This is a genomic window from Burkholderia sp. PvR073 (assembly GCF_054055695.1).
Map to the genome: position 1 here is coordinate 126,380 of NZ_JBSRXO010000001.1, position 19,289 is coordinate 145,668.

Below are 19,289 nucleotides of genomic sequence, written 5' to 3' on the forward strand. Positions count from 1 at the left end.
CATCGCATGCACCAGACGCACCGAATTCAATCAATAGTTGCGTCAAACGCCGTGTCATCTCGCGCGATGTCGTATGCTGTCCGGATGGAAGATATCGACCTGAACCTCGTCACCGCGCTCGACGTGCTGCTGACCGAAGGGAGCGTGACCGGGGCCGCGCGCCGCCTCGGACTGAGCACCTCCGCGATGAGCCGCACGCTCACGCGGCTGCGCACCGCGACCGGCGATCCACTGCTCGTGCGCGCTGGACGCAAGCTGGTGCCGACGCCGCACGCGGCGGCACTGCGCGATCGCGTGCATGCCATCGCGGTCGATGCGCGTGCCGTGCTTCGGCCGGCCACGGCCGACATCGACATGACGACACTCTCGTCCACGTTCACCGTCCGCGCGGCCGCATCGTTCATGGACATGCTCGCCGGCCCGGTGGTCGCCGCGATCGGCGACATCGCCCCCGGCGTGCGCGTGCGTTTCGTCCCCAAGCCCGACCGAGACCCGGGGCCGCTGCGCGACGGCATGGTCGACCTGGAAATCGGCAAGCGCGGCGACGACGCCCCCGAACTGCACACGCGCGAGCTCTTTCACGACTCGCACGTCGCGGTGGCGCGCGCCGGGCATCCGCTGTTCGCGGCGGCCAGAATCACGCCCGCGCGCTACGCGGCCTGCCGTCATGTGATCGCATCGCAGCTCGGCGACTTCGGCGGCCCGACGAACGAGGCGGCCGACATGCCCGCACCCGCCCATACCGTGCAGGTCGTGGTGCCCGGCTATCCCGATGCGATGCGCGTCGCGGCCGGCACCGACCTGATTGCGCTCGTGCCGCGCTCGAGCCTCGGCAACGCATTCACGCCGGGGCTCGTGGATGCACTCGGGCTGCGCAGCTTCGCGATACCGGTCCGGCTGCCCGAGATCCTGATCTCCGCGCTATGGCATCCGCGCATGCACGGCGACCCCGTCCATCGCCGTCTGCGCGATGCCATCATCGACGTATGCAGGCGCGCGTATCCGGCGGCCCGCGCGCCGCGCGCACCGGCGCGCAGCACGAAACCGCGCAGCGTCGGCTGAAGCGCCGCGAGCCACGCGAAACGCTCGCGGGGAAGGCACCGGCCAGCCGACGATCGGCAAGGTCGTCGTCGCGTGCTCGGCGGCACGCATCCGGCGCCGCTTTGCCGCCTGCAGCCCACTGCATCGCGCCCGGGCCGCCGCAGGGCCCATCGGCTAAAATGCCGCACTTTCCACCTTGTCCGGCCCGCTCGCCATGCAACCCGCTTCCCCCGCCCGATCCGCCTCCCCCGGCGCCGCCGACGCAGATTCGTCGCACGACCTCGTCTATGGCCCCAATGACCGGCCCGCGCCGATGGTCGCCTTCGTCGCCGCGCTGCAGCACCTGCTGGCGATCATCGTGCCGATCGTCACGCCCGGCCTGCTGATCTGCCAGGCGCTCGGCGTATCGAGCCGGGATACCACGCTTATCGTGTCGATGTCCCTCGTGATTTCCGGCATCGCCACCTTCGTGCAGTGCAAGCGCTTCGGCCCGCTGGGCGCCGGCCTGCTGATCGTGCAGGGCACCAGCTTCAACTTCGTCGGCCCGCTGATCGCCGGCGGCAGCGTGATGATCAAGCAGGGCACGCCGGTCGAGACCGTGATGGCCGCGATCTTCGGCGTCGTGATCGCCGGTTCGTTCGTCGAGATGAGCGTGTCGCGCATCCTGCCGTTCGTGAAGCGCCTGATCACGCCGCTCGTCACCGGCATCGTCGTGCTGCTGATCGGCCTCACGCTGATCAAGGTCGGCCTCATCAGCATGGGCGGCGGCTACGGCGCGATGGCCAACGGCACGTTCGCGAGCGCGCAGAACCTGACGCTGTCGTGCCTCGTGCTCGGCACGATCATCCTGCTGAACCGCGTGCCGATCGTGTGGGTGCGCAGCACCGCGCTCGTGATCGCCCTCGTGATCGGCTATGCCGCGGCCGCCGTGCTCGGCCGCCTCGACTTCACCGGCGTGCATCAGGCCGCGCTGTTCCAGGTCCCGACGCCGCTGCACTTCGGCATCGGCTTCTCGTGGTCGCTGTTCGTGCCGATGCTGATCATCTACCTCGTCACGTCGCTCGAAGCGATCGGCGACGTCACCGCCACCAGCAAGATCTCGAAGGAGCCGGTCGAAGGACCGGTGTGGATGCAGCGGATCAAGGGCGGCGTGCTCGTGAACGGCGCGAACTCGCTGCTGGCCGGCGTGTTCAACACGTTCCCGAGCTCCGTGTTCGCGCAGAACAACGGCGTGATCCAGATCACCGGCGTCGCGAGCCGCCACGTCGGCATCTGGATCGCCGGCATGCTCGTGGTGCTCGGCCTGTTCCCGGTCGTCGCGGGCGCGCTGCAGGCCGTGCCGGAGCCCGTGCTCGGCGGTGCGGCGATGGTGATGTTCGGCGCGGTGGCCGCTTCGGGCATCAACATCCTGTCCGGCATCCAGCTCGATCGCCGCGCGCTGCTGATCATCGCTGTGTCGCTCGCGCTCGGCCTCGGCGTGTCGCAAGTGCCGGACATTCTGAACAGCCTGCCGCATGCCCTGAAGAACGTGCTGGAATCGGGCGTCGCCACCGGCGGTATCTGTGCGCTCGTGATGAACTGGTTCTTGCCGGAACAGAAGTAACGCTGGCGGCTCCATGACGACGCGACCCGGCGGGCGGGCCGCGTCGCGCTCGACGCCCCGGCTTGGCCGGGCGCCCGACACTCGCTAGAATCGGCCCATGCCTCAAGCCCCTCTCTCCACGAACACGCCGGAAGCCATTGCCGTTCCCGTCAAGGAACGGGCGACCATCGTCTGCTACCGCGAAGAACAGGTCCTGCTCGTTGCGCGCGCGACGTCGCGCTGGGCGCTGCCAGGCGGCACGATCAAGCGCGGAGAAACGCCGCTCGAAGCCGCGCATCGGGAACTGCAGGAAGAGACCGGCCTGACCGGCCAGCATCTCGTCTACTCGATGCAGTTCACCGGGCTCGCGAAGGTGCATCACGTGTTCTTCGCCGAAGTCGGCCCGGACCAGACGCCGCAAGCGAGCAACGAGATCCAGAAGTGCAAGTGGTTTCGCATCGACAGCGTCGACGCAGTGCGCACGAGCATCCCGACCAAGCGCATCGTCGAGCTCGTCTACCGGCACGAACTCCTCAAGTAGGTAGACACCCCACCCCCAACGGCTCGCACGAGCCGATATGATGCGCCCACGGTCCGTCGTCGCGTTCCCTTCCGAGCGAGCTGCAGATGAACAGTGCGTACACCTACCGCGGATACACCATCGACGTCCGCTGCGAATTCCGGCTCGACGAACCGCGCGACCACGCGCCGCCGCCCGACACGCTCCGGTTCGGGTTCGTCGCGGTCGTGCAGGTGCGCACGGCCGGCAGCGCGCCGCGGCTGCTCGCGCCGATCCGCCTCGCGGACGATGGCGGTCGGCTGTTCGACAACACGCTCAATGCGTTGCGCGCAGGCCGGACGGCCGGCGAAATCATCGTCGACGATCTATTGGTCGATTGCGGCTCCGCCGACGGGCGAGCGCATTCCTGAGCCGGTGGCCGGCCTCGAACGTGCTGCGCGGATCAGCGGCGTGCGGACGCTCAGTGCAGTCGCTTTCTTCGCAGTTCGTGCGTGGAATAGACGACGAGGAAGATACCCAGCATCGCGACGCCGGATGCAATGAAGTCGTTTGCGGTTCCCGCGCTGTTCAGCGATTTCGGGAAGATGCCGAGACTCAGTCCTGCAGCAGCCAGGAGCACGCCTGCCGCCACACCCCACACCGGTCCGGTGGTCTTTTCGATTGTGTTTTTCATACAGCACCCGTCTACAGTTATTGCCTGAGCGGTATCGGCGCATTGCGCACGCGTCTACCGTCCGTGCCTCGACTATAGCGAGGAAAAAATTAAACGGGTTCGGTGCTTTTACCCATCAAGTTTTTTGCGGCCGTAATCGCGCGGCGTCGCGGGCCGCCAGTATTCATCAGACGAATAACGGATATTTGGCCGCCAGCAGCGGCCTTCCCGCCGTTGCATCGCCACGCGCAATCGATCGCCAGCAGTCCTTACGCTCCGACGCACAATTTACCGTTCGTTTCAAAGCTGTCCACATTCCGGGCATTCCCGACCGCTATGCTTCGTTGCATCCACAATCACAACGGAAGGGGACAAGCCATGAACAACCGCTTCTGGAAGGCCGCGCTGTGTGCGGCCATGGTGCCGTTTGCGCTGGCGGGTTGCGGCGGCGGCGACGATGGCGGCGGCGTGCAGACCGGCACGCTGCATGTCGCGATGACCGATTCGCCTTCATGCGGATTCGACCACGTCTACGTGACCGTCTCCCAAGTGCGAGTCAATGCGAATACGAATGCTTCCGATAACGATGCCGGCTGGTCGACGATCACGCTGGCGACCCCGCGGAAGATCGACCTGCTGTCGCTGACCAACGGCGTGCTCGCCGATATCGGTCAGACCGCACTGCCAGCCGGCCAGTATCAGCAGGTCCGCCTCGTTCTCGCGCAGAACCAGGGCAACAATCTCGCGAACTCGGTCGTTCCGACGGGCGGCACCGAGCAGGCGCTTGCAACGCCGAGTGCGACGCAAAGCGGTTACAAGATCATCCAGCCCTTCACGGTGGAGCCGAACACGCTCGTCGACCTCGTGCTCGACTTCAACGCATGCAAGTCGATCGTTCAGCGCGGCAACGGCACGTATGCGCTGAAGCCGGTCGTCACCGCGATCCCGACCGTCGTGAGCGGCGCGATCTCCGGCTATGTCGCACCGGCCGAAGCCGGCGCCACCGTGTATGCGGAACAGGGTGGCAAGGTGGTCAGGGGCACCGTTGCCGACAGCACCGGGAAGTTCGTGCTGTCGCCGCTGATCCAGAGTTCGACGCAAGGCAACTACGACGTCGTGATCGTGCAGAGCAACTTCGCGTCGGGCATCGTGCGCACGGTTCCGGTCGTTGTGAACACGACCACGGCAGTGTCGGTATCGAACGCCCCGATCACGCTGCCGGCCTCGACGATGAGCACGATCAGCGGCACGGTGACGGCAAGCGCCGACGCGTTCGTGCGGGCCTTGCAGACGGTTGATGCCAACGCGTACGAGATCACGTCGATCAACGCGAACATGGACAACGGCGCCTATGCGCTCAACGTGCCCACGGCCGCACCGATCGTCGGTACGTACTCGGGCTCGCTGCCGGTCGCGCTGGCTGCGTCGCCGGCTGCCGCGGCACAATATACGATCGAGGCGGACGCGGCGTCGGGCGCAACGCAATCGACGAGCGTCAACGCAACGACCAGCCAGTCGAACGTCAATTTCAGCTTCTGACGGGCGCGTCGGCAGCAGCAACGAAAGGGCCTCGCGGCCCTTTCCTCGATAACGGGAGAACGAAGTGAAGAAAGCGGTTATCGCACTGCTCGCCGCGGCGAGCGTGGTTGGCGCACTCGGCGGGTGCGTCGCATACGTTCCGGGTCCGCCGGTCGTGGTCGCACCGCAGGGCGGCCCGGGCAATGGATTCTGCCCGCCCGGACAGGCGAAGAAAGGCAATTGCTGATTGCATCAGGCCCGCGGAAAGCGGGCCTTTTTCATGGTGCGTGCGTTGGCGCCGACTATAGGATGCGCATGGTCGGCTCCGTCGCGTTCATGGGGCGATGCTGCACGTCGCGCGCATGGCGAATCAGCGCTCAACCAACGGTGGAGTCGATTTCCCGCGCCGCCGCAGCTAATTTGAATCCGCCTGCGCGAACCCTTGAGTCAGATCGAAAGCGTCGAGGATCGTCGCCGATGTCCTGGCCATGCGCTTGGCCATTGCGTCCGGATGCTCGCGCGAGGGGCCCTGGCGAAGCCAATGAACCGCCGTCCAGACCAGGCCACCGCCCAATACGGTCAGGCAATCCCCTTCCGCTTCCGTTCGGGTTCCTTCATAGGGTGGGAGGATGCGGCCCGCGACGAAAGTAACGAGGTCATCGAAAAACGCCGATGTCGCCGCGTCGTTGAATACGGTCAGATAGAAAGACTGATGGGCCTGCAAATGCTGAAGGATCAGCGCAGTTTCCATTTCCATCGACTTGACGAACGCGACGTTCGTCGGGTTCAGCTGCTTGCCCTGCTCCTCGACGAACGTGAATGCGTTCTCGAGCCTCACCAACGCCGCCCGCTGAGCGGCAACCTGAAGGTCCGGGAAGTGCTGATAGAAAGTGGGGCGAGCGACGCCTGCACGCTGCACCAGTTGAGCGATGCTGAGCTTGCTCAGCGGCGCCTCGTCGAGCAGTTCCGTCACGGCCCGGACGAGGGCATCGTAACTGCGCTGAAAGCGAGGATCGGCGGGATTAGGGCTTACATCAGGGGGCATAAAAAAGCTCTGGACACGTCGTTTTGTCTATTTTACATTCGTTCACTAGATTGAGCTACGACGCTTCGACATGTCCTTGTGAAAGGTGATTGAAATGAAATCCTCCGCCCTCGTCCCGCAACCGCCGCTGAAGCCCATCATCGGTCACCTGATGGAAGTCCTCGGGCCATCGCCGCTCGCCAAGATGATGGACCTCGCGCGAACGTACGGGCCGGTCTACTGGTTCGAGGTGTTCGGACAAGGTTACTACGTCGTCAGCGGGCAAGCACTCGTCGATGAGGTGTGCGACGAAAGCCGGTTTCAGAAGTCCGTGCACCAGTCCCTGCTCGAACTGAGACCGGCGATCGGCGACGGGCTGTTCACGGCGTTCAGCGATGAACCGAACTGGGCGAAGGCGCATCGTGTTCTGATGCAGTCATTCGGGCCTCTCAGCATCTGGTCGATGTTCGACAAGATGGTCGACATCGCCGATCAGATGTTTCTCTACTGGGAACGATTCGGCCCCGAGACGCCTGTCGACGTGTCCGATCACATGACGCGCCTGACACTCGATACGATCGCGCTGTGTGCGTTCGACTGCCGTTTCAACAGCTTCTACCGCGAAGACCAGCATCCGTTCGTGGACGCGATGGTCGACACGCTCAGCGAGGCCGGCAAGCGCGAGTTGCGGCCGAAACTGGTGTCGAAGCTGATGCTCAGCCGGAGTCGAAAGTTCGACGCGGATATCGAGGTCATGCGATCGCTCGCGACCAGGATGATCGAAGACCGGCGCAAGCATCCGCACGACAACGAAGAAGCGATGGACCTGCTGGACCGGATGCTGAACGGCGTCGATCCCGTGACGGGAGAAAAGCTCGATGACGAGAATATCGTCTTCCAGATGATCACGTTCCTGATCGCGGGGCATGAGACGACGAGCGGGCTCCTGTCCTTTGCCACCTATTTCCTCCTCAAGAACCCGGACGTACTGCAACGAGCACGGAGCATGGTCGACGAGGTCGTCGGCAACGACACCCCGCGGATCGAGCATCTGGCGCGACTGCGCTACATCGAGCAGATCCTGATGGAAACGTTGCGGATCTGGCCGACGGCCCCGGCCTTCGCCGTCACGCCGCTCGCCGACACCACGTTCGGCGGGAAATATGCCGTTTCTCCAGACGACATCATCATGATCCTGACGCCGATGCTGCATCGCGATACCAGCGTCTGGGGCGACGACGTCGAGGCGTTTCGTCCGGAGCGATTTGCACCGGAGCATGCGGAAAAGCTTCCGCCGAACGCGTGGAAACCGTTCGGCAATGGTGCGCGCGCCTGTATCGGCCGGCCGTTTGCGATGCAGGAAGCCCACCTCGTTCTGATCATGCTGCTTCAGCGATTCGACTTCTCCTTTGCCGATCCGGACTATGAGCTGAAAGTCGCCGAAACCCTCACGCTCAAGCCCACCGACCTGCGTATCAACGTACGGCCGCGGGCGCGAAGTGCGCGCAAGGTGTCGAACGACACGCTTCGCGTCCACGCGAGCGCCCAACGCCCGAGCGTCGACCACGCTACGTCGATCGCCGACAACGACGCGTCGAAGATGCTTGTCCTGTTTGGCGGGAACACGGGTTCGTCGGAGTCGTTTGCTCGGCGCATTGCAGGCGACGCAGGCCGCCACGGCTTTCATGCCACCTGCGCCCCGCTCGATGCGTTCGCGGGAAAAATCGACGGGTTCCCCGCGATCGTGATCGTCACGGCTTCCTACGAAGGCCAGCCGCCAGACAACGCGAGAGCGTTTCTGCCGTATATCGAGGCGATGAGCAACGGAACGCTGGACGGAGTCAAGTTCGCCGTGCTTGGATGCGGCAACAAGCAGTGGGCAAGAACGTATCAGGCGATCCCGAAGCGCGTCGACGAAGCCTTCGAGAAAGCGGGCGCCACGCGCGTTCACGCCCGGGGCGAGCTCGATTCGGGCGGGGACTTCTTTGGCGAGTTCGACCGATGGTATGCCGAGCTCTGGAACCACTTTGCGATCAGCTTCGGGAAGGAAGCGCCGGTTGCGCAAAATGGCCATCCCGCACTCAGCATCAACTTCCTCGATAACGTTCGCGAGAAATTGCTCAGCGTTGACGCCATGACGCTCGCAATCGTGACCGACAATCGAGAGCTGGTCGATATTAGTGCGCCGGGAAGCCGCTCGAAGAAGCACATCGAACTGAAGCTGCCGGAAACGATGACCTATCGCGCCGGCGATTACCTGGCCGTCCTGCCTCGCAACTCGAAACGTAACGTCGATCGGGTATTGCGCCGATTCCGGTTGAGCTGGGACACGCAGGTGGTCATCGAAGGGGCATCGAGCAATCCCCGCCTGCCGCTCGGCCAGGCCATCGGTTGCGGCGAGCTGTTTTCGAGCTACGTCGAACTGGCCGTGCCGGCCACCCGCTCGCAAGTATCGACGCTGGCCGCCGCCACGCGCTGCCCACCAGAGAAAGTCGAGCTCGAGCGCCTGGGCGCCGGCGCGTTCGAATGCGAGATTCTGGAAAAGCGAACCACCGTCATCGATCTGCTCGAACGCTTCGGGTCCGTCGATTTGCCGTTCGACCAGTTCCTCGACATGCTGCCCGCGCTGAAAGCACGCCAGTACTCGATTTCATCGTCGCCGCTCTGGAAAGCGGATCACGTTACGCTGACGATCGCCGTGGTCGATGCGCCCGCGCTTTCGGGCAACGGCCGTCACGAGGGGGTCGCGTCGTCGTATCTCGCACGGGCCGACGCGGGGGACGGTGTGTCCGTGGCGGTCAGGCCGTCGAATGCGCGCTTTCGGCCACCGGCCGAACCGGGTCTTCCGATGATCATGATTTGCGCGGGTTCCGGTATCGCCCCGTTCCGCGGCTTTCTGCAAGAGCGTGCGCTACAGAAAGAGCGGGGAGAGAACGTCGGCCCGTCGTTGCTGTTCTTCGGCATCGACGACCCGGACGTCGACTTTCTCTATCGCGACGAGCTCGACGAGTGGGCGAACCGCGGTGTGGTCGACGTGATGCCGGCCTATTCGAACCGCCCGGAGGATGGCGCTCGCTTCGTTCAAGACAAGGTATGGCTCGAGCGCGAGAAAATCGCCGCGCTGTTTGCGCAAGGCGCCGTCGTCTATGTCTGCGGGGACGGCAAGAACATGGCGCCCGCCGTGCGGGCCACGCTGGGTCGGATCTACCAGGATGCAACAGGCGAGAACGACGAGAACGCTCGTGCATGGATCGACACGATGGAACGCGAGCATGGCCGATATGTTGCCGATGTGTTCGCCTGATGCGCACGACGGCCATTCGAAATGCGGTTGTTGGGCGGGAGCCGACGCGCGCTTGATCGACGCCGCCGCGGTTTTCCCGCGTTCTCTCGACTAGCCTCCGGATTCCCCCCGGCTGGCACCCCTCGCCTTCGCCTCCTCCCCTCCGGCTCCGGTCGATCACTGACCGAACCGGATGGGCAATCTTTCCTTTCCATTCGACACGGCGCCGCCGTCACGCATGCATGCCGGCCGCCGCGACCGATCCTTCGCGCCGCGTTCAGCGGATGGCCCTGTCCCTCTTGCCCATGCCGCCACGGTCTCGTGTCGTTCACCGGCCAAATCATTCGGAAAGCGAACGGGTTAACCATGATCGACCCTGGGGGAGCATGATGATAATTTTTCATCGTCGCTTGACTTGATCATCCGACCATATTTGACGCGAACACCCCGGCTCATCGATAACCCGACGGCCCTGTCGTATCCGGCACCGAGCACTGGCCGTCGGACCGTCAGGCTGTCGAGACGGGGGTGTGGCGAGCATGCGCTCCGTTGACCATCGGGAACGGAATCAGCCGCCCAAAGCCGGAGCACATACGGTCACATGATCAAGTCAAATACTCAACTTCATTTACGAATACCGGATCCAGAAAGCGACGCTGCTTTGATTGACCCGTCCCCACCACGTCGAGAAAACCATGAGCGCAAATAGCCGGACCATTCAAGACTCTCTCCCCATCGTCCCCAAGACGACGAGCGCGCAGGAAATCGTGTCGCTGATGAATCGATACGGCGGCGTCCGGATCAAGGGCTACCTGTCGGAAGAACAAGTCGCGAACATCAATCGCGAAGTCGACGGCCCGCTCGAAGGGCTTCGCGAAGGGTCGTCGCACGACAATGAATTGATCAAGGCATTCCACGGCGCGCATACGAAGCGCCTGACGAACATGATCACGCACAGCAAGACCTTTGGCGGCGTGCTCGACGACGACCTTTTTCATGAACTCGGTGAGGTGCTATACCGTGAAGAGTCCGGCGACTGGTGGCTGTCGACTGCACAGGTGATCGACATCGGCCCGGGCAACACCACGCAAATGCTGCATCGAGATGTCGGCAACTTCCCGCCGCTATGCGCGCTCGGCGTCAACGGGCCGACGGTGTTTACGAACCTGATGATTGCCCTCACCCGCTTCACCGAGGAAAACGGCGCCACCCGAATCATTCCCGGAAGCCAGAACTGGGACGAGGACTACTTCGACAGCAAGGGCACGCCCGACATGACCATTGCCGCCGAGATGGATGCCGGCGACGCGTTGCTGTTCAGCGGAAAAGTGATCCACGGCGGCGGCGCCAACGTGACGAAGAACGAGCGCCGGCGCGGGCTCACGCTGCCGATGCAACCGTCCTACCTGACGCCGGAGGAAGCGTATCCGTTCATCGTCGACATGGACATCGTGAGAAGCCTGTCCAAGCGCGTGCAGCGAATCATCGGCTTCCGCTCCCAATATCCGGCTGGCACGCCGGGCCTGTGGCAAGTCGACTACGACGATATTGCAACGCACCTCGGCCTTTGAGCCGCACACACAAGCGTGCATACGGACGGGTTCGGACCATGCGGCGCCGACTTCCTTCACGCGGATGCGCGAAGTACCACACCCTCACCATCGACGAGACAACCCATGACCATTGACCTGACCAATCGTGTTGCAATCGTGACCGGCGCCGGTGCCGGCCTCGGGCGCGAGCATGCGCTGCTGCTTGCCCGATTGGGGGCAAAGGTCGTGATCAACGATCTCGGCAGCGACGTGAACGGCAACGGCGGCTCCGCCACGGCCGCCCAGCAGGTCGTCGACGAAATCGTCGCGGCCGGCGGCAAGGCGATCGCGAACAGCGCATCGGTGACCCATTTCGAACAGGTTCGGTGCATGGTCGATCAGGCGCTTTCGCAATGGGGTCGTGTCGACATCCTGGTGAACAATGCCGGCATCCTGCGCGACAAGAGCTTCAGCAAGATGACACTCGACGACTTTCGTGCGGTGATCGAGGTGCACCTGATGGGCGCGGTGAATTGTTCGAAGGCCGTGTGGGAAACCATGCGGGAGCAACGGTACGGCCGCATCGTGATGACAACGTCGTCGTCGGGTCTGTACGGCAATTTCGGGCAATCGAACTACGGCGCCGCGAAGATGGCGCTGGTGGGGCTGATGCAGACGCTGGCCATCGAAGGCGAGCGATACGACATTCGTGTGAACTGTCTGGCTCCGACGGCTGGCACGCGCATGCTCGAAGGCCTGATGTCGGCGGACACCCTCGACACGCTGTCGCCTGCGTCGGTCAGCCCCGCGGTAGCAGTGCTTGCCGGCGAAGACGCGCCCAACCGCACGATCTTGTGCGCAGGCGCGGGCAGCTTCGAGAGCGCACACATCACGCTGACGCCGGGCATCCATCTCGGGGCGGGCGACTACGTCGTGCACCAGCTCGCGCAGCGCCTTGGCGAGGTCACGAACCGGAACGGCGAGACCGTTCCTTCGTCCGGTGTGGCCCAGGGCGATCTCGAGCTCAAGAAGGCCGGCATCGCCGCCGCGAATGCACAGGCGCGGCCCCGTGCACGACAACACGTGGACAGCGCGGCGCAAACCTGAACGTGCTGTACCGTCCGGCAGCGCGGTCGTGGCAATGAACACCATCACGCGCAGCCATGCCTGGGGGACCGATTTCCGGTGACAGTTATTCGGATTCCTCAGTTTTTGTCCTGCAGATTACGAAGCCAACCGAAGCCCACCCGCTCTATTTCATGACTAGCGAACTCACCCTCTCCCGTCGCGACGTGGAGTTCATTCTTTTCGACTGGCTGCAGGTCGAGTCTCTTGCCGGCAGGCCACGATATGCGGGGCAAGACCGCTTCGACTATACATCCGTGCTTGATGTCTACGAATCGCTCGCCACGGATCTCTTCAAGCCGCATAACAAGAAGAACGACAGCAACGAACCCGCATTCGATGGGGAACGCGTCACCGTCAATCCGGAAGTCGGCATCGCCTTGCGCGCATTTTCGGACGCCGGCCTGATCAGCGCGTCGTTCCCCGGCGAGTGGAACGGCATGAGCCTGCCGAGCACCGTGGAGCGGGCCGGTATGGCGTATTTGCTCGCAGCCAATCCGGGTACCGCGGGCTACGCGTTTCTGACGATCGCCAACGCCAATCTGCTCATGGCCCACGGCGAACGGGAGCGGGTGGAGCACTACGTGAAGGCCATGTCGGAAGGTCGGTGCTTCGGCACGATGTGCCTGTCGGAACCGCAAGCCGGGTCGAGCCTTGCCGACATCCGCACGCGTGCGGTCCCGAGCAAGGACGGCCGCTACCGCCTGTTCGGCAACAAGATGTGGATTTCAGGCGGCGATCACGAGCTTGCCGAGAATATCGTCCACCTGGTGCTGGCAAAAATTCCCGACGAGCGCGGCCAGCTTCCGCCGGGCACCCAGGGCATCTCGCTCTTCACGGTTCCGCGCAAGTTGATCGGCCCGGACGGCCTGCCGGGCCCGCGAAACGATGTCGCGCTGGCAGGCATCAATCACAAGATGGGATATCGCGGCACCGTGAACTGCCTGCTCAATTTCGGCGAGGGCCGCTACCTCCCGGACGGTAAGGCCGGGGCGATCGGCGAGATCGTCGGCGAGCCCGGCAAGGGGCTGGCGTATATGTTCCACATGATGAACGAGGCGCGTATTTCGGTCGGCCTCAGCGCCGCCTCGATCGGTTATACGGGCTATCTGCACGCGCTCGATTATGCAAAGACGCGCGTACAGGGGCGGCCACGCACCGACCGGTCGCCCGCCTCCGCGCAGATCCCGATCATCCGTCATGCCGACGTCCGGCGCATGCTGCTGGCCCAGAAAGCGTATGTGTCGGGCGCGCTGGCGTTGTGCCTTTACGCGGCGCGTCTGAGCGACGATATCCAGTCGCTGGAAGACGCCGACGGCCGCGAAGAAGCCCATTGCCTGCTTGACCTGCTCACCCCCGTCGTCAAGAGCTGGCCATCGCAATGGGGCCTCGTCGCCAACGATCTCGCCATTCAGGTTCACGGCGGGTATGGATACACACGCGAGTACAACGTCGAGCAGTTCTATCGCGACAACCGCCTCAATCCGATCCACGAAGGCACGTTCGGCATTCAGGCGCTCGACCTGCTGGGCCGCAAAACACGCGCAAACGGCGGTGTCGCCATGGCGGCGCTCGACAGAAAAATCGCCGCGACGGTATCGCGCGCGCAGTCGGCCCGTTCGCTCCAGCGCCAAGCCGGCACGCTCAATGCCGCGTGGGAGCGCATCCGTACCGTCACCGGTGCGTTGCACCGGCTCGACGATCCCGATGTCCAGTTGGCGAACGCCGCTGCCTATCTCGAAGCATTCGGGCATGTCGTGGTCGGCTGGCTTTGGCTCGATCAGGCAATTGTGGCCAGTACGCTCGAGAACGGCCCCACGGGAACCGACTTCCATCGCGGCAAGCTCGCCGCATGCGACTACTTCTTCGGATGGGAAATGCCCAAGGTGGCCGCGTGGCTCGCCGTGGTCGATCCAGTCGAGACGACGCCACTCACCATGCCGGAGCACTGGTTCTGATCCGTACGCAACGTCTCCATTTCATTTCGTCGCTTGCTTTATAAGGATGCCCCATGATTGACGCAGTCATCGTTTCCACCGCGCGCACGCCGATCGGCAAGGCTTATCGCGGTGCGTTCAACCTCACGCACTCGCCCACGCTGCTCGGGCACGCGATCAGGCATGCGGTGCTGCGTGCCGGCATCGAGCCCGATCGCATCGAGGACGCCGTGATCGGTTCGGTCCTCAACGCCGGCACCGCCGGCGGCAATATCGCCCGACATGGAGTGCTGGCAGCCGGATTGCCTGCCAGCGTCGCGGCGCAAACGCTTGACCGGCAATGTGCGTCGGGCCTGATGGCGATCGCGACGGCTGCGAAGCAGATCATGTATGACGGGATGGAGGTCGTCGTCGCGGGCGGCCAGGAGAATATCTCGGCAGTTCAAACGCGCTACTTCGAGTGGACGCGCGCCGACCAGGATCCCAACGTGCTGGCCGTGCAACCGGCGGCCTACATGCCGATGCTCGAGACCGCCGAGTTCGTTTCCCGCAAGTACGGGATCTCCCGGGACGTCCAGGATCAGTACGCCCTCGACTCCCAGCTGCGCACGGCCGCCGCACAAGCCGCGGGTCGCTTCTCGAGCGAAATCGTCCCGATCACGACACGAAAGCTGGTCGTCGACAAAGTGACCGGCAAGACGTCGCAGCATGAGGTCACGCTTACGCAGGACGAAGGCAATCGTCCCGGCACGACGCTCGAATCGCTTGCGTCTCTCGCACCGGTAGTCGACGGCGGCGTCGTGACGGCAGGCAACGCGAGCCAGCTTTCGGACGGTGCAAGCGCGTGCGTCCTGATGAACGGAAATACCGCCCAGCAGATCGGCGCCATGCCGCTCGGCATCTATCGCGGGATGACCGTCGTCGGCAATGCGCCGGAGGAGATGGGCATCGGCCCGATCTACGCGATCCCCAAGCTGCTGAAGCTTCATGGCCTGAAGACCGACGACATCGGCTTGTGGGAGCTCAACGAGGCGTTTGCATGTCAGGCGCTGTACTGCCGCGAGAAGCTCGGCATCGATCCCGAGCGATACAACGTCAACGGCGGCAGCATTTCCATCGGCCATCCGTACGGGATGACCGGCGCGCGCATGGTCGGTCACGCACTGATCGAAGGCAAACGGCGCGGCGCCCGCTACGTCGTCGTATCGATGTGCGTGGGAGGCGGAATGGGTGCCGCCGGCCTGTTCGAAGTGGTCTGACGCAATGCTCGTTTCCCGCGAATACGGGCATCGCCTCACGCTCCCGGCATGTTCGCGAACAATCGATTTTCTAACTCAGCTCATCAACCGCGGAGGCTGATCATGGCGAAGCGCTTACTCATCTTACTCTCGCTTGTCGCCGGGATACTGTTCGTATTCAGCCCGGGACTCATGGTTCTTTACCATATCGAGCATTACGACTCGACCCGGTAGTTCGCGTTATGAAAGTCAATCGACCAATTCAACTGATCGAATGTCAATCTGGTATCGCCTGAAACGAATCTTTCACAAGGAGTCGAGCATGGACAGGCTGGCGAAGAAGAGCGAGTGGTTTGCAAGAGCCGAAAAAGTCATCCCGGGCGGGATGTATGGTCACCAAAGCGTCAAGTATTTGACGGAAGACTTCCCGCTGTACTTCGCAAAAGCGAAGGGAACCTATCTTTGGGACGTCGACGGCAACCAGTACATCGATTACGTGTGTGGTTACGGCACGAATCTGTTCGGCTACGGCAACGAGCAGATCGAGCGCGCGGCGGCCCTTCAGTTGCAGAACATCGACACGGCCACGGGCCCGAGCGCGGTGATGGTCGAGCTTGCCGAGGCGCTCACTCGACAGGTCAGCCACGCCGACTGGGCGATGTTCTGCAAGAACGGCTCGGATGCCACTTCGATGGCCATGGTGATCTCGCGAGCCTATCGCGGCAAGCGGAAGATTCTCGTCGCGCGCGGCACGTACCATGGCGCGTCGCCGTGGAACGTGCCGTATACGACGGGCATTACCAAGGAAGATCGCGCACACGTCGTCTACTTCGAGTACAACGATATCGAGAGTCTCGACGCCGCCGTCAAGAGCGTGGACGGTGACGTGGCGGCCATCTACGCAACGCCGTTCCGCCACGAAGTGCTTTTCGACCAGTTCTTCCCGTCGGTCGAGTACGCCCACGCATGCCGCCGCCTCGCTGATGAACAGGAAGCGCTTCTGGTCGTGGACGAGGTCCGTACCGGGCTGCGCCTCTCGCGCGATTGTTCATGGTCGGATTGGGGCGTGCACCCGGACCTCAGCTGCTGGGGCAAAGCCATTGGCGGCGGCTATGCGATCGCCGCGGTCCTGGGTTCCGACAAGGCACGGGAGGCCGCGACGAACATTTTCGTCACGGGCTCCTACTGGCTGTCCGCCGTCCCGATGGCCGCCGCAATCGAAACGCTGCGCCTGGTCAGAGAGACCGACTACCTCGAACACACGAAGCGCCTGGCGGACACGTTACGCGCCGGCCTCGCCGAACAAGCGGAGCGGCATGGCTTCGAGCTCAAGCAGACCGGACCGAGCGTGATGCCCCAGATGCTTTTCGCAGGTGACGACGAGCTCGTGTCCCGCGGCCGGGCATGGGCTTCGGAAGTCGTCAAGAACGGCGCTTATCTTCACCCGTGGCACAACATGTTCTTCACGGCGAGCCACACTGACGAAGACATCGCGCGTACGCTCGAGGCGACCGAAGCGGCGTTCGGCGCACTCAAACAGAAGTCGGTCGCATTGAATCGTCTCGATATTCTGGACACCGTGCAGCGTTGACCTTGATGTTTCGCGGGCCTTCGACCGATGGTTGAAGGCCGCATTGCCGGGCGGATTCGCCCGGCGCGCACGGCCTCTCTCGATCGACCGCCCGCCCCTACCGTCGGTAGTCGCCCCTTCGTCTCGCACGCAGAACGACCGGCACTTCGGCGGGGTCTCCCCGACTACAGCGGATTTCGTCTCAGGCTGCCAAGGCTATGGCGTCGATCGAGGTTCATTTGCTGTTCCTGCGCACGCTCCAGCGCACCATACGCGTAGTACAAGGCAACGGACAGGTAAGACCACGAGAGCAGCGCAAAGATGTAGAAAATCATGTGATCGCTGTCGCCTGGTATCCGATGGAAGTCGTAGATGCTCGCAATGATCTGCGTGGACACCAGCGCGACGATCATGCTCACGGCGGTGCGTTTCTCCCCGGCGCCCAGCAACCTCTTGACGACGTATACGAGGTACACGGAGAACAACGACCACATCACCAGGTAGAAATACGGCTTGGGTTGAACCATGAAATCCGCTGTCCACACGACAACGGTTCCCGCCAGCGCACCCACTACGTACACGACATCGATGAAGATCGACGGCTTATATCGATGCGTAACCGCCATCATGCCTGCGATGGTGATGATCGGTATGCCAAACCCTCTGGAAAACGCATCGCAGAACAGCGAAACACTGAAGAACGCGGGTTCGCCGGTCAGCGCATTGAGCATCAGATTCGTTGCCGAAAACGTCGTAACCAGCCACTCGAATCCGAGGAGAGCGTTGCGTTTCCTGAGCAGTTTCACGCCATAGATGAGCGAAGTCGCGATCAACGCGAGGTCGGCAAGACAATAAAGAAGAAATTTGGGTTCCATGAGTTATTCCGACGATCGTCAAGACCTGGATCTCGTTTGCGCTTGCCCGCATCAATACGAGTCGATACATCGCGTCCCGATGCGACATCGCGCGACAGGGATCCGTCGGGTTCCGCTCGACATGCCGGGCGGCCGGTACCGCACCAACGCGCGCAGCGGCCGGCGCGAGCTCGGCCGGCAACGCGGTTGTCTGGCCTGTCGCGTCAAGCGATCGCGGGCCGGGCATGTCGCGACTTGAGCTGCCGGATCGCAACACTGGTCAGGAAAATCGGCACGACCAGCAGCCCGACGGAAAGCCAGCCGACCGCGCGCAAACCTGCCACGCCGAACACCGTGCCGGCAATCGCGGGGCCGACCGCCAAGCCAAGATTGATTGCCGACGCGCAGGTCGCGGTGCTTCTTCCGCTGGCATCCATTTTCGAGAGCGCGGCCACCATATAAGGGGCGATCAGCGTCGCACCGGCGCTGATGAGCGCCGTCGACACGAGAAACGCCCATCGGCCGCCCACGCAATACATGCCCAGGCTGCATGCGATCAACAGCGCGAGTCCGAAGGCGATCGGCTTGAACAAGCCGAAGCGGTCGCCCAACCAGTTGACCGCTACCCCCACCGGCAATTGCGCAGCGGCATTGACCATGAACAGGATGCCGAGCTGCTCCGCTGCAACGCCCCGGGTTGCGGCCACTTCCGCGGCGAATCCCATGAGCGCCGTCTGCGACACGTAAATAAAGAACGCACTTACCAGCATCGCGCGGACGTCGTTGGATTTGATCGCATCCTTCGCGACGTTTTCCTCGGCTGCGTTCACGGCAGGATGCATGAACGCGGCAAAAAACAGCCCCGCCACGACGATGGCGAACTGGACGGCATCGACACCGATATTGCCGATCTTCGCAGTGGCGATCGGTACCACGTACATCGCTCCGGAAAATATGACGGCCATCGCCACGGCCACTTGCGCGGCGACCTTCTCCGGGTGCCTGACGTGTGAAATGACGCCGTATGCACAAACGCAACTGACGCCCAGCGCAACGCCGAGCACCAGCTTTGCCGCGACGAATATGTGGAAATCATTCGAAAACATCGCGCAGGTCGACAGCACGGCGAGCGCCGCCGCAACGAGCGCGCCCGTTCGCTTGTTCAACGTCGCCATCTGTCGTCCGAAGATCACGATGGACAGTGAAAGGCAGAGCAGTACCGCGGACGCGAGCCACCCGGCGCTGCTTTCGGACAGCCCGAACCGGGCCATCGACTCTTCGATGTTGAACGGAAGCAGGTAGGTTGGTGTCCAGACCACGGCTCCGGTATAGAGCAGCGCGATTTTCCGGATTCCGTTGATTTCGTAATTCACGATCTACTCCCAATCGTTTGCACGAGTGCGGAATCGCGTC

At 63.2% G+C, this 19,289-nt stretch carries 15 protein-coding genes; 11 read left to right on the forward strand and 4 right to left on the reverse strand.

Features of this window, described 5'->3' with window-relative positions; genetic code table 11:
• Positions 1–84: 84 nt before the first annotated feature.
• From ACVK00_RS00565 to ACVK00_RS00580, 4 genes are all read left to right on the forward strand, one after another.
• Positions 85–1,062: a LysR family transcriptional regulator gene (locus ACVK00_RS00565; RefSeq protein ID WP_284894051.1), complete on the forward strand. Its 978-nt coding sequence runs from the start codon at positions 85–87 to the stop codon at positions 1,060–1,062.
• A 193-nt stretch (positions 1,063–1,255) separates the two neighbouring features.
• Positions 1,256–2,644, forward strand: coding sequence for a nucleobase:cation symporter-2 family protein (locus ACVK00_RS00570; protein WP_284893860.1), 1,389 nt, complete (start codon positions 1,256–1,258; stop codon positions 2,642–2,644).
• Between the two features lie 97 nt (positions 2,645–2,741).
• Complete coding sequence (locus tag ACVK00_RS00575; RefSeq protein WP_228909578.1) at positions 2,742–3,164, forward strand: NUDIX hydrolase; 423 nt, start codon at positions 2,742–2,744, stop codon at positions 3,162–3,164.
• Between the two features lie 86 nt (positions 3,165–3,250).
• Entirely contained in the window at positions 3,251–3,553 is a 303-nt protein-coding gene (locus tag ACVK00_RS00580; RefSeq protein ID WP_284893859.1) for a hydrogenase maturation factor, read from the forward strand.
• A 50-nt stretch (positions 3,554–3,603) separates the two neighbouring features.
• Here the strand turns inward: ACVK00_RS00580 and ACVK00_RS00585 are convergent, their stop codons facing one another.
• The gene (locus ACVK00_RS00585) at positions 3,604–3,816 is read right to left on the reverse strand and encodes a hypothetical protein (protein WP_166722255.1); all 213 of its coding nucleotides are present in this window, start codon (positions 3,814–3,816) and stop codon (positions 3,604–3,606) included.
• Positions 3,817–4,173: 357 nt separating this feature from the next.
• Here ACVK00_RS00585 and ACVK00_RS00590 point away from each other — a divergent pair, with 357 nt between their 5' ends.
• Entirely contained in the window at positions 4,174–5,334 is a 1,161-nt protein-coding gene (locus tag ACVK00_RS00590) for a DUF4382 domain-containing protein (RefSeq protein ID WP_354123108.1), read from the forward strand.
• A 394-nt stretch (positions 5,335–5,728) separates the two neighbouring features.
• Here the strand turns inward: ACVK00_RS00590 and ACVK00_RS00595 are convergent, their stop codons facing one another.
• Positions 5,729–6,286, reverse strand: coding sequence for a TetR/AcrR family transcriptional regulator (locus tag ACVK00_RS00595; protein ID WP_284893857.1), 558 nt, complete (start codon positions 6,284–6,286; stop codon positions 5,729–5,731).
• A gap of 166 nt (positions 6,287–6,452) precedes the next feature.
• Between ACVK00_RS00595 and ACVK00_RS00600 the strand changes: the two genes are divergently transcribed.
• The 6 genes from ACVK00_RS00600 (at position 6,453) to ACVK00_RS00625 (ending at position 17,043) form a co-directional block, all read left to right on the forward strand.
• Positions 6,453–9,641, forward strand: coding sequence for a bifunctional cytochrome P450/NADPH--P450 reductase (locus ACVK00_RS00600; protein WP_284893856.1), 3,189 nt, complete (start codon positions 6,453–6,455; stop codon positions 9,639–9,641).
• Between the two features lie 644 nt (positions 9,642–10,285).
• Positions 10,286–11,191, forward strand: coding sequence for a phytanoyl-CoA dioxygenase family protein (locus ACVK00_RS00605; RefSeq protein ID WP_284893855.1), 906 nt, complete (start codon positions 10,286–10,288; stop codon positions 11,189–11,191).
• Positions 11,192–11,296: 105 nt separating this feature from the next.
• On the forward strand, positions 11,297–12,259 hold the full coding sequence (locus tag ACVK00_RS00610) for an SDR family NAD(P)-dependent oxidoreductase (protein ID WP_284893854.1): 963 nt from the start codon (positions 11,297–11,299) through the stop codon (positions 12,257–12,259).
• A 152-nt stretch (positions 12,260–12,411) separates the two neighbouring features.
• Positions 12,412–14,235 (forward strand): acyl-CoA dehydrogenase, encoded by a 1,824-nt coding sequence (locus ACVK00_RS00615; RefSeq protein ID WP_284893853.1) that lies wholly within the window; start codon positions 12,412–12,414, stop codon positions 14,233–14,235.
• 53 nt (positions 14,236–14,288) lie between these two features.
• Positions 14,289–15,473 (forward strand): acetyl-CoA C-acyltransferase, encoded by a 1,185-nt coding sequence (locus ACVK00_RS00620; RefSeq protein WP_284893852.1) that lies wholly within the window; start codon positions 14,289–14,291, stop codon positions 15,471–15,473.
• Between the two features lie 301 nt (positions 15,474–15,774).
• On the forward strand, positions 15,775–17,043 hold the full coding sequence (locus ACVK00_RS00625; RefSeq protein ID WP_284893851.1) for an aminotransferase class III-fold pyridoxal phosphate-dependent enzyme: 1,269 nt from the start codon (positions 15,775–15,777) through the stop codon (positions 17,041–17,043).
• 164 nt (positions 17,044–17,207) lie between these two features.
• Here the strand turns inward: ACVK00_RS00625 and ACVK00_RS00630 are convergent, their stop codons facing one another.
• Both ACVK00_RS00630 and ACVK00_RS00635 read right to left on the reverse strand, forming a co-directional pair.
• Positions 17,208–17,897 carry a hypothetical protein gene (locus ACVK00_RS00630; protein ID WP_284893850.1) on the reverse strand — a complete coding sequence of 230 codons (690 nt, stop codon included), beginning with the start codon at positions 17,895–17,897 and terminating at the stop codon, positions 17,208–17,210.
• Positions 17,898–18,100: 203 nt separating this feature from the next.
• Complete coding sequence (locus tag ACVK00_RS00635; RefSeq protein WP_284893849.1) at positions 18,101–19,249, reverse strand: MFS transporter; 1,149 nt, start codon at positions 19,247–19,249, stop codon at positions 18,101–18,103.
• Between the last annotated feature and the right edge of the window lie 40 nt (positions 19,250–19,289).

Coding starts and splice junctions, on each gene's coding strand:
- ACVK00_RS00615 (WP_284893853.1), top strand. CDS start 12,412: ATGACTAGCGAACTCACCCTCTCCCGTCGCGACGTGGAGTTCATTCTT.
- ACVK00_RS00580 (WP_284893859.1), top strand. CDS start 3,251: ATGAACAGTGCGTACACCTACCGCGGATACACCATCGACGTCCGCTGC.
- ACVK00_RS00570 (WP_284893860.1), top strand. CDS start 1,256: ATGCAACCCGCTTCCCCCGCCCGATCCGCCTCCCCCGGCGCCGCCGAC.
- ACVK00_RS00585 (WP_166722255.1), bottom strand. CDS start 3,816: ATGAAAAACACAATCGAAAAGACCACCGGACCGGTGTGGGGTGTGGCG.
- ACVK00_RS00625 (WP_284893851.1), top strand. CDS start 15,775: ATGGACAGGCTGGCGAAGAAGAGCGAGTGGTTTGCAAGAGCCGAAAAA.
- ACVK00_RS00600 (WP_284893856.1), top strand. CDS start 6,453: ATGAAATCCTCCGCCCTCGTCCCGCAACCGCCGCTGAAGCCCATCATC.
- ACVK00_RS00630 (WP_284893850.1), bottom strand. CDS start 17,897: ATGGAACCCAAATTTCTTCTTTATTGTCTTGCCGACCTCGCGTTGATC.
- ACVK00_RS00610 (WP_284893854.1), top strand. CDS start 11,297: ATGACCATTGACCTGACCAATCGTGTTGCAATCGTGACCGGCGCCGGT.
- ACVK00_RS00565 (WP_284894051.1), top strand. CDS start 85: ATGGAAGATATCGACCTGAACCTCGTCACCGCGCTCGACGTGCTGCTG.
- ACVK00_RS00590 (WP_354123108.1), top strand. CDS start 4,174: ATGAACAACCGCTTCTGGAAGGCCGCGCTGTGTGCGGCCATGGTGCCG.
- ACVK00_RS00575 (WP_228909578.1), top strand. CDS start 2,742: ATGCCTCAAGCCCCTCTCTCCACGAACACGCCGGAAGCCATTGCCGTT.
- ACVK00_RS00620 (WP_284893852.1), top strand. CDS start 14,289: ATGATTGACGCAGTCATCGTTTCCACCGCGCGCACGCCGATCGGCAAG.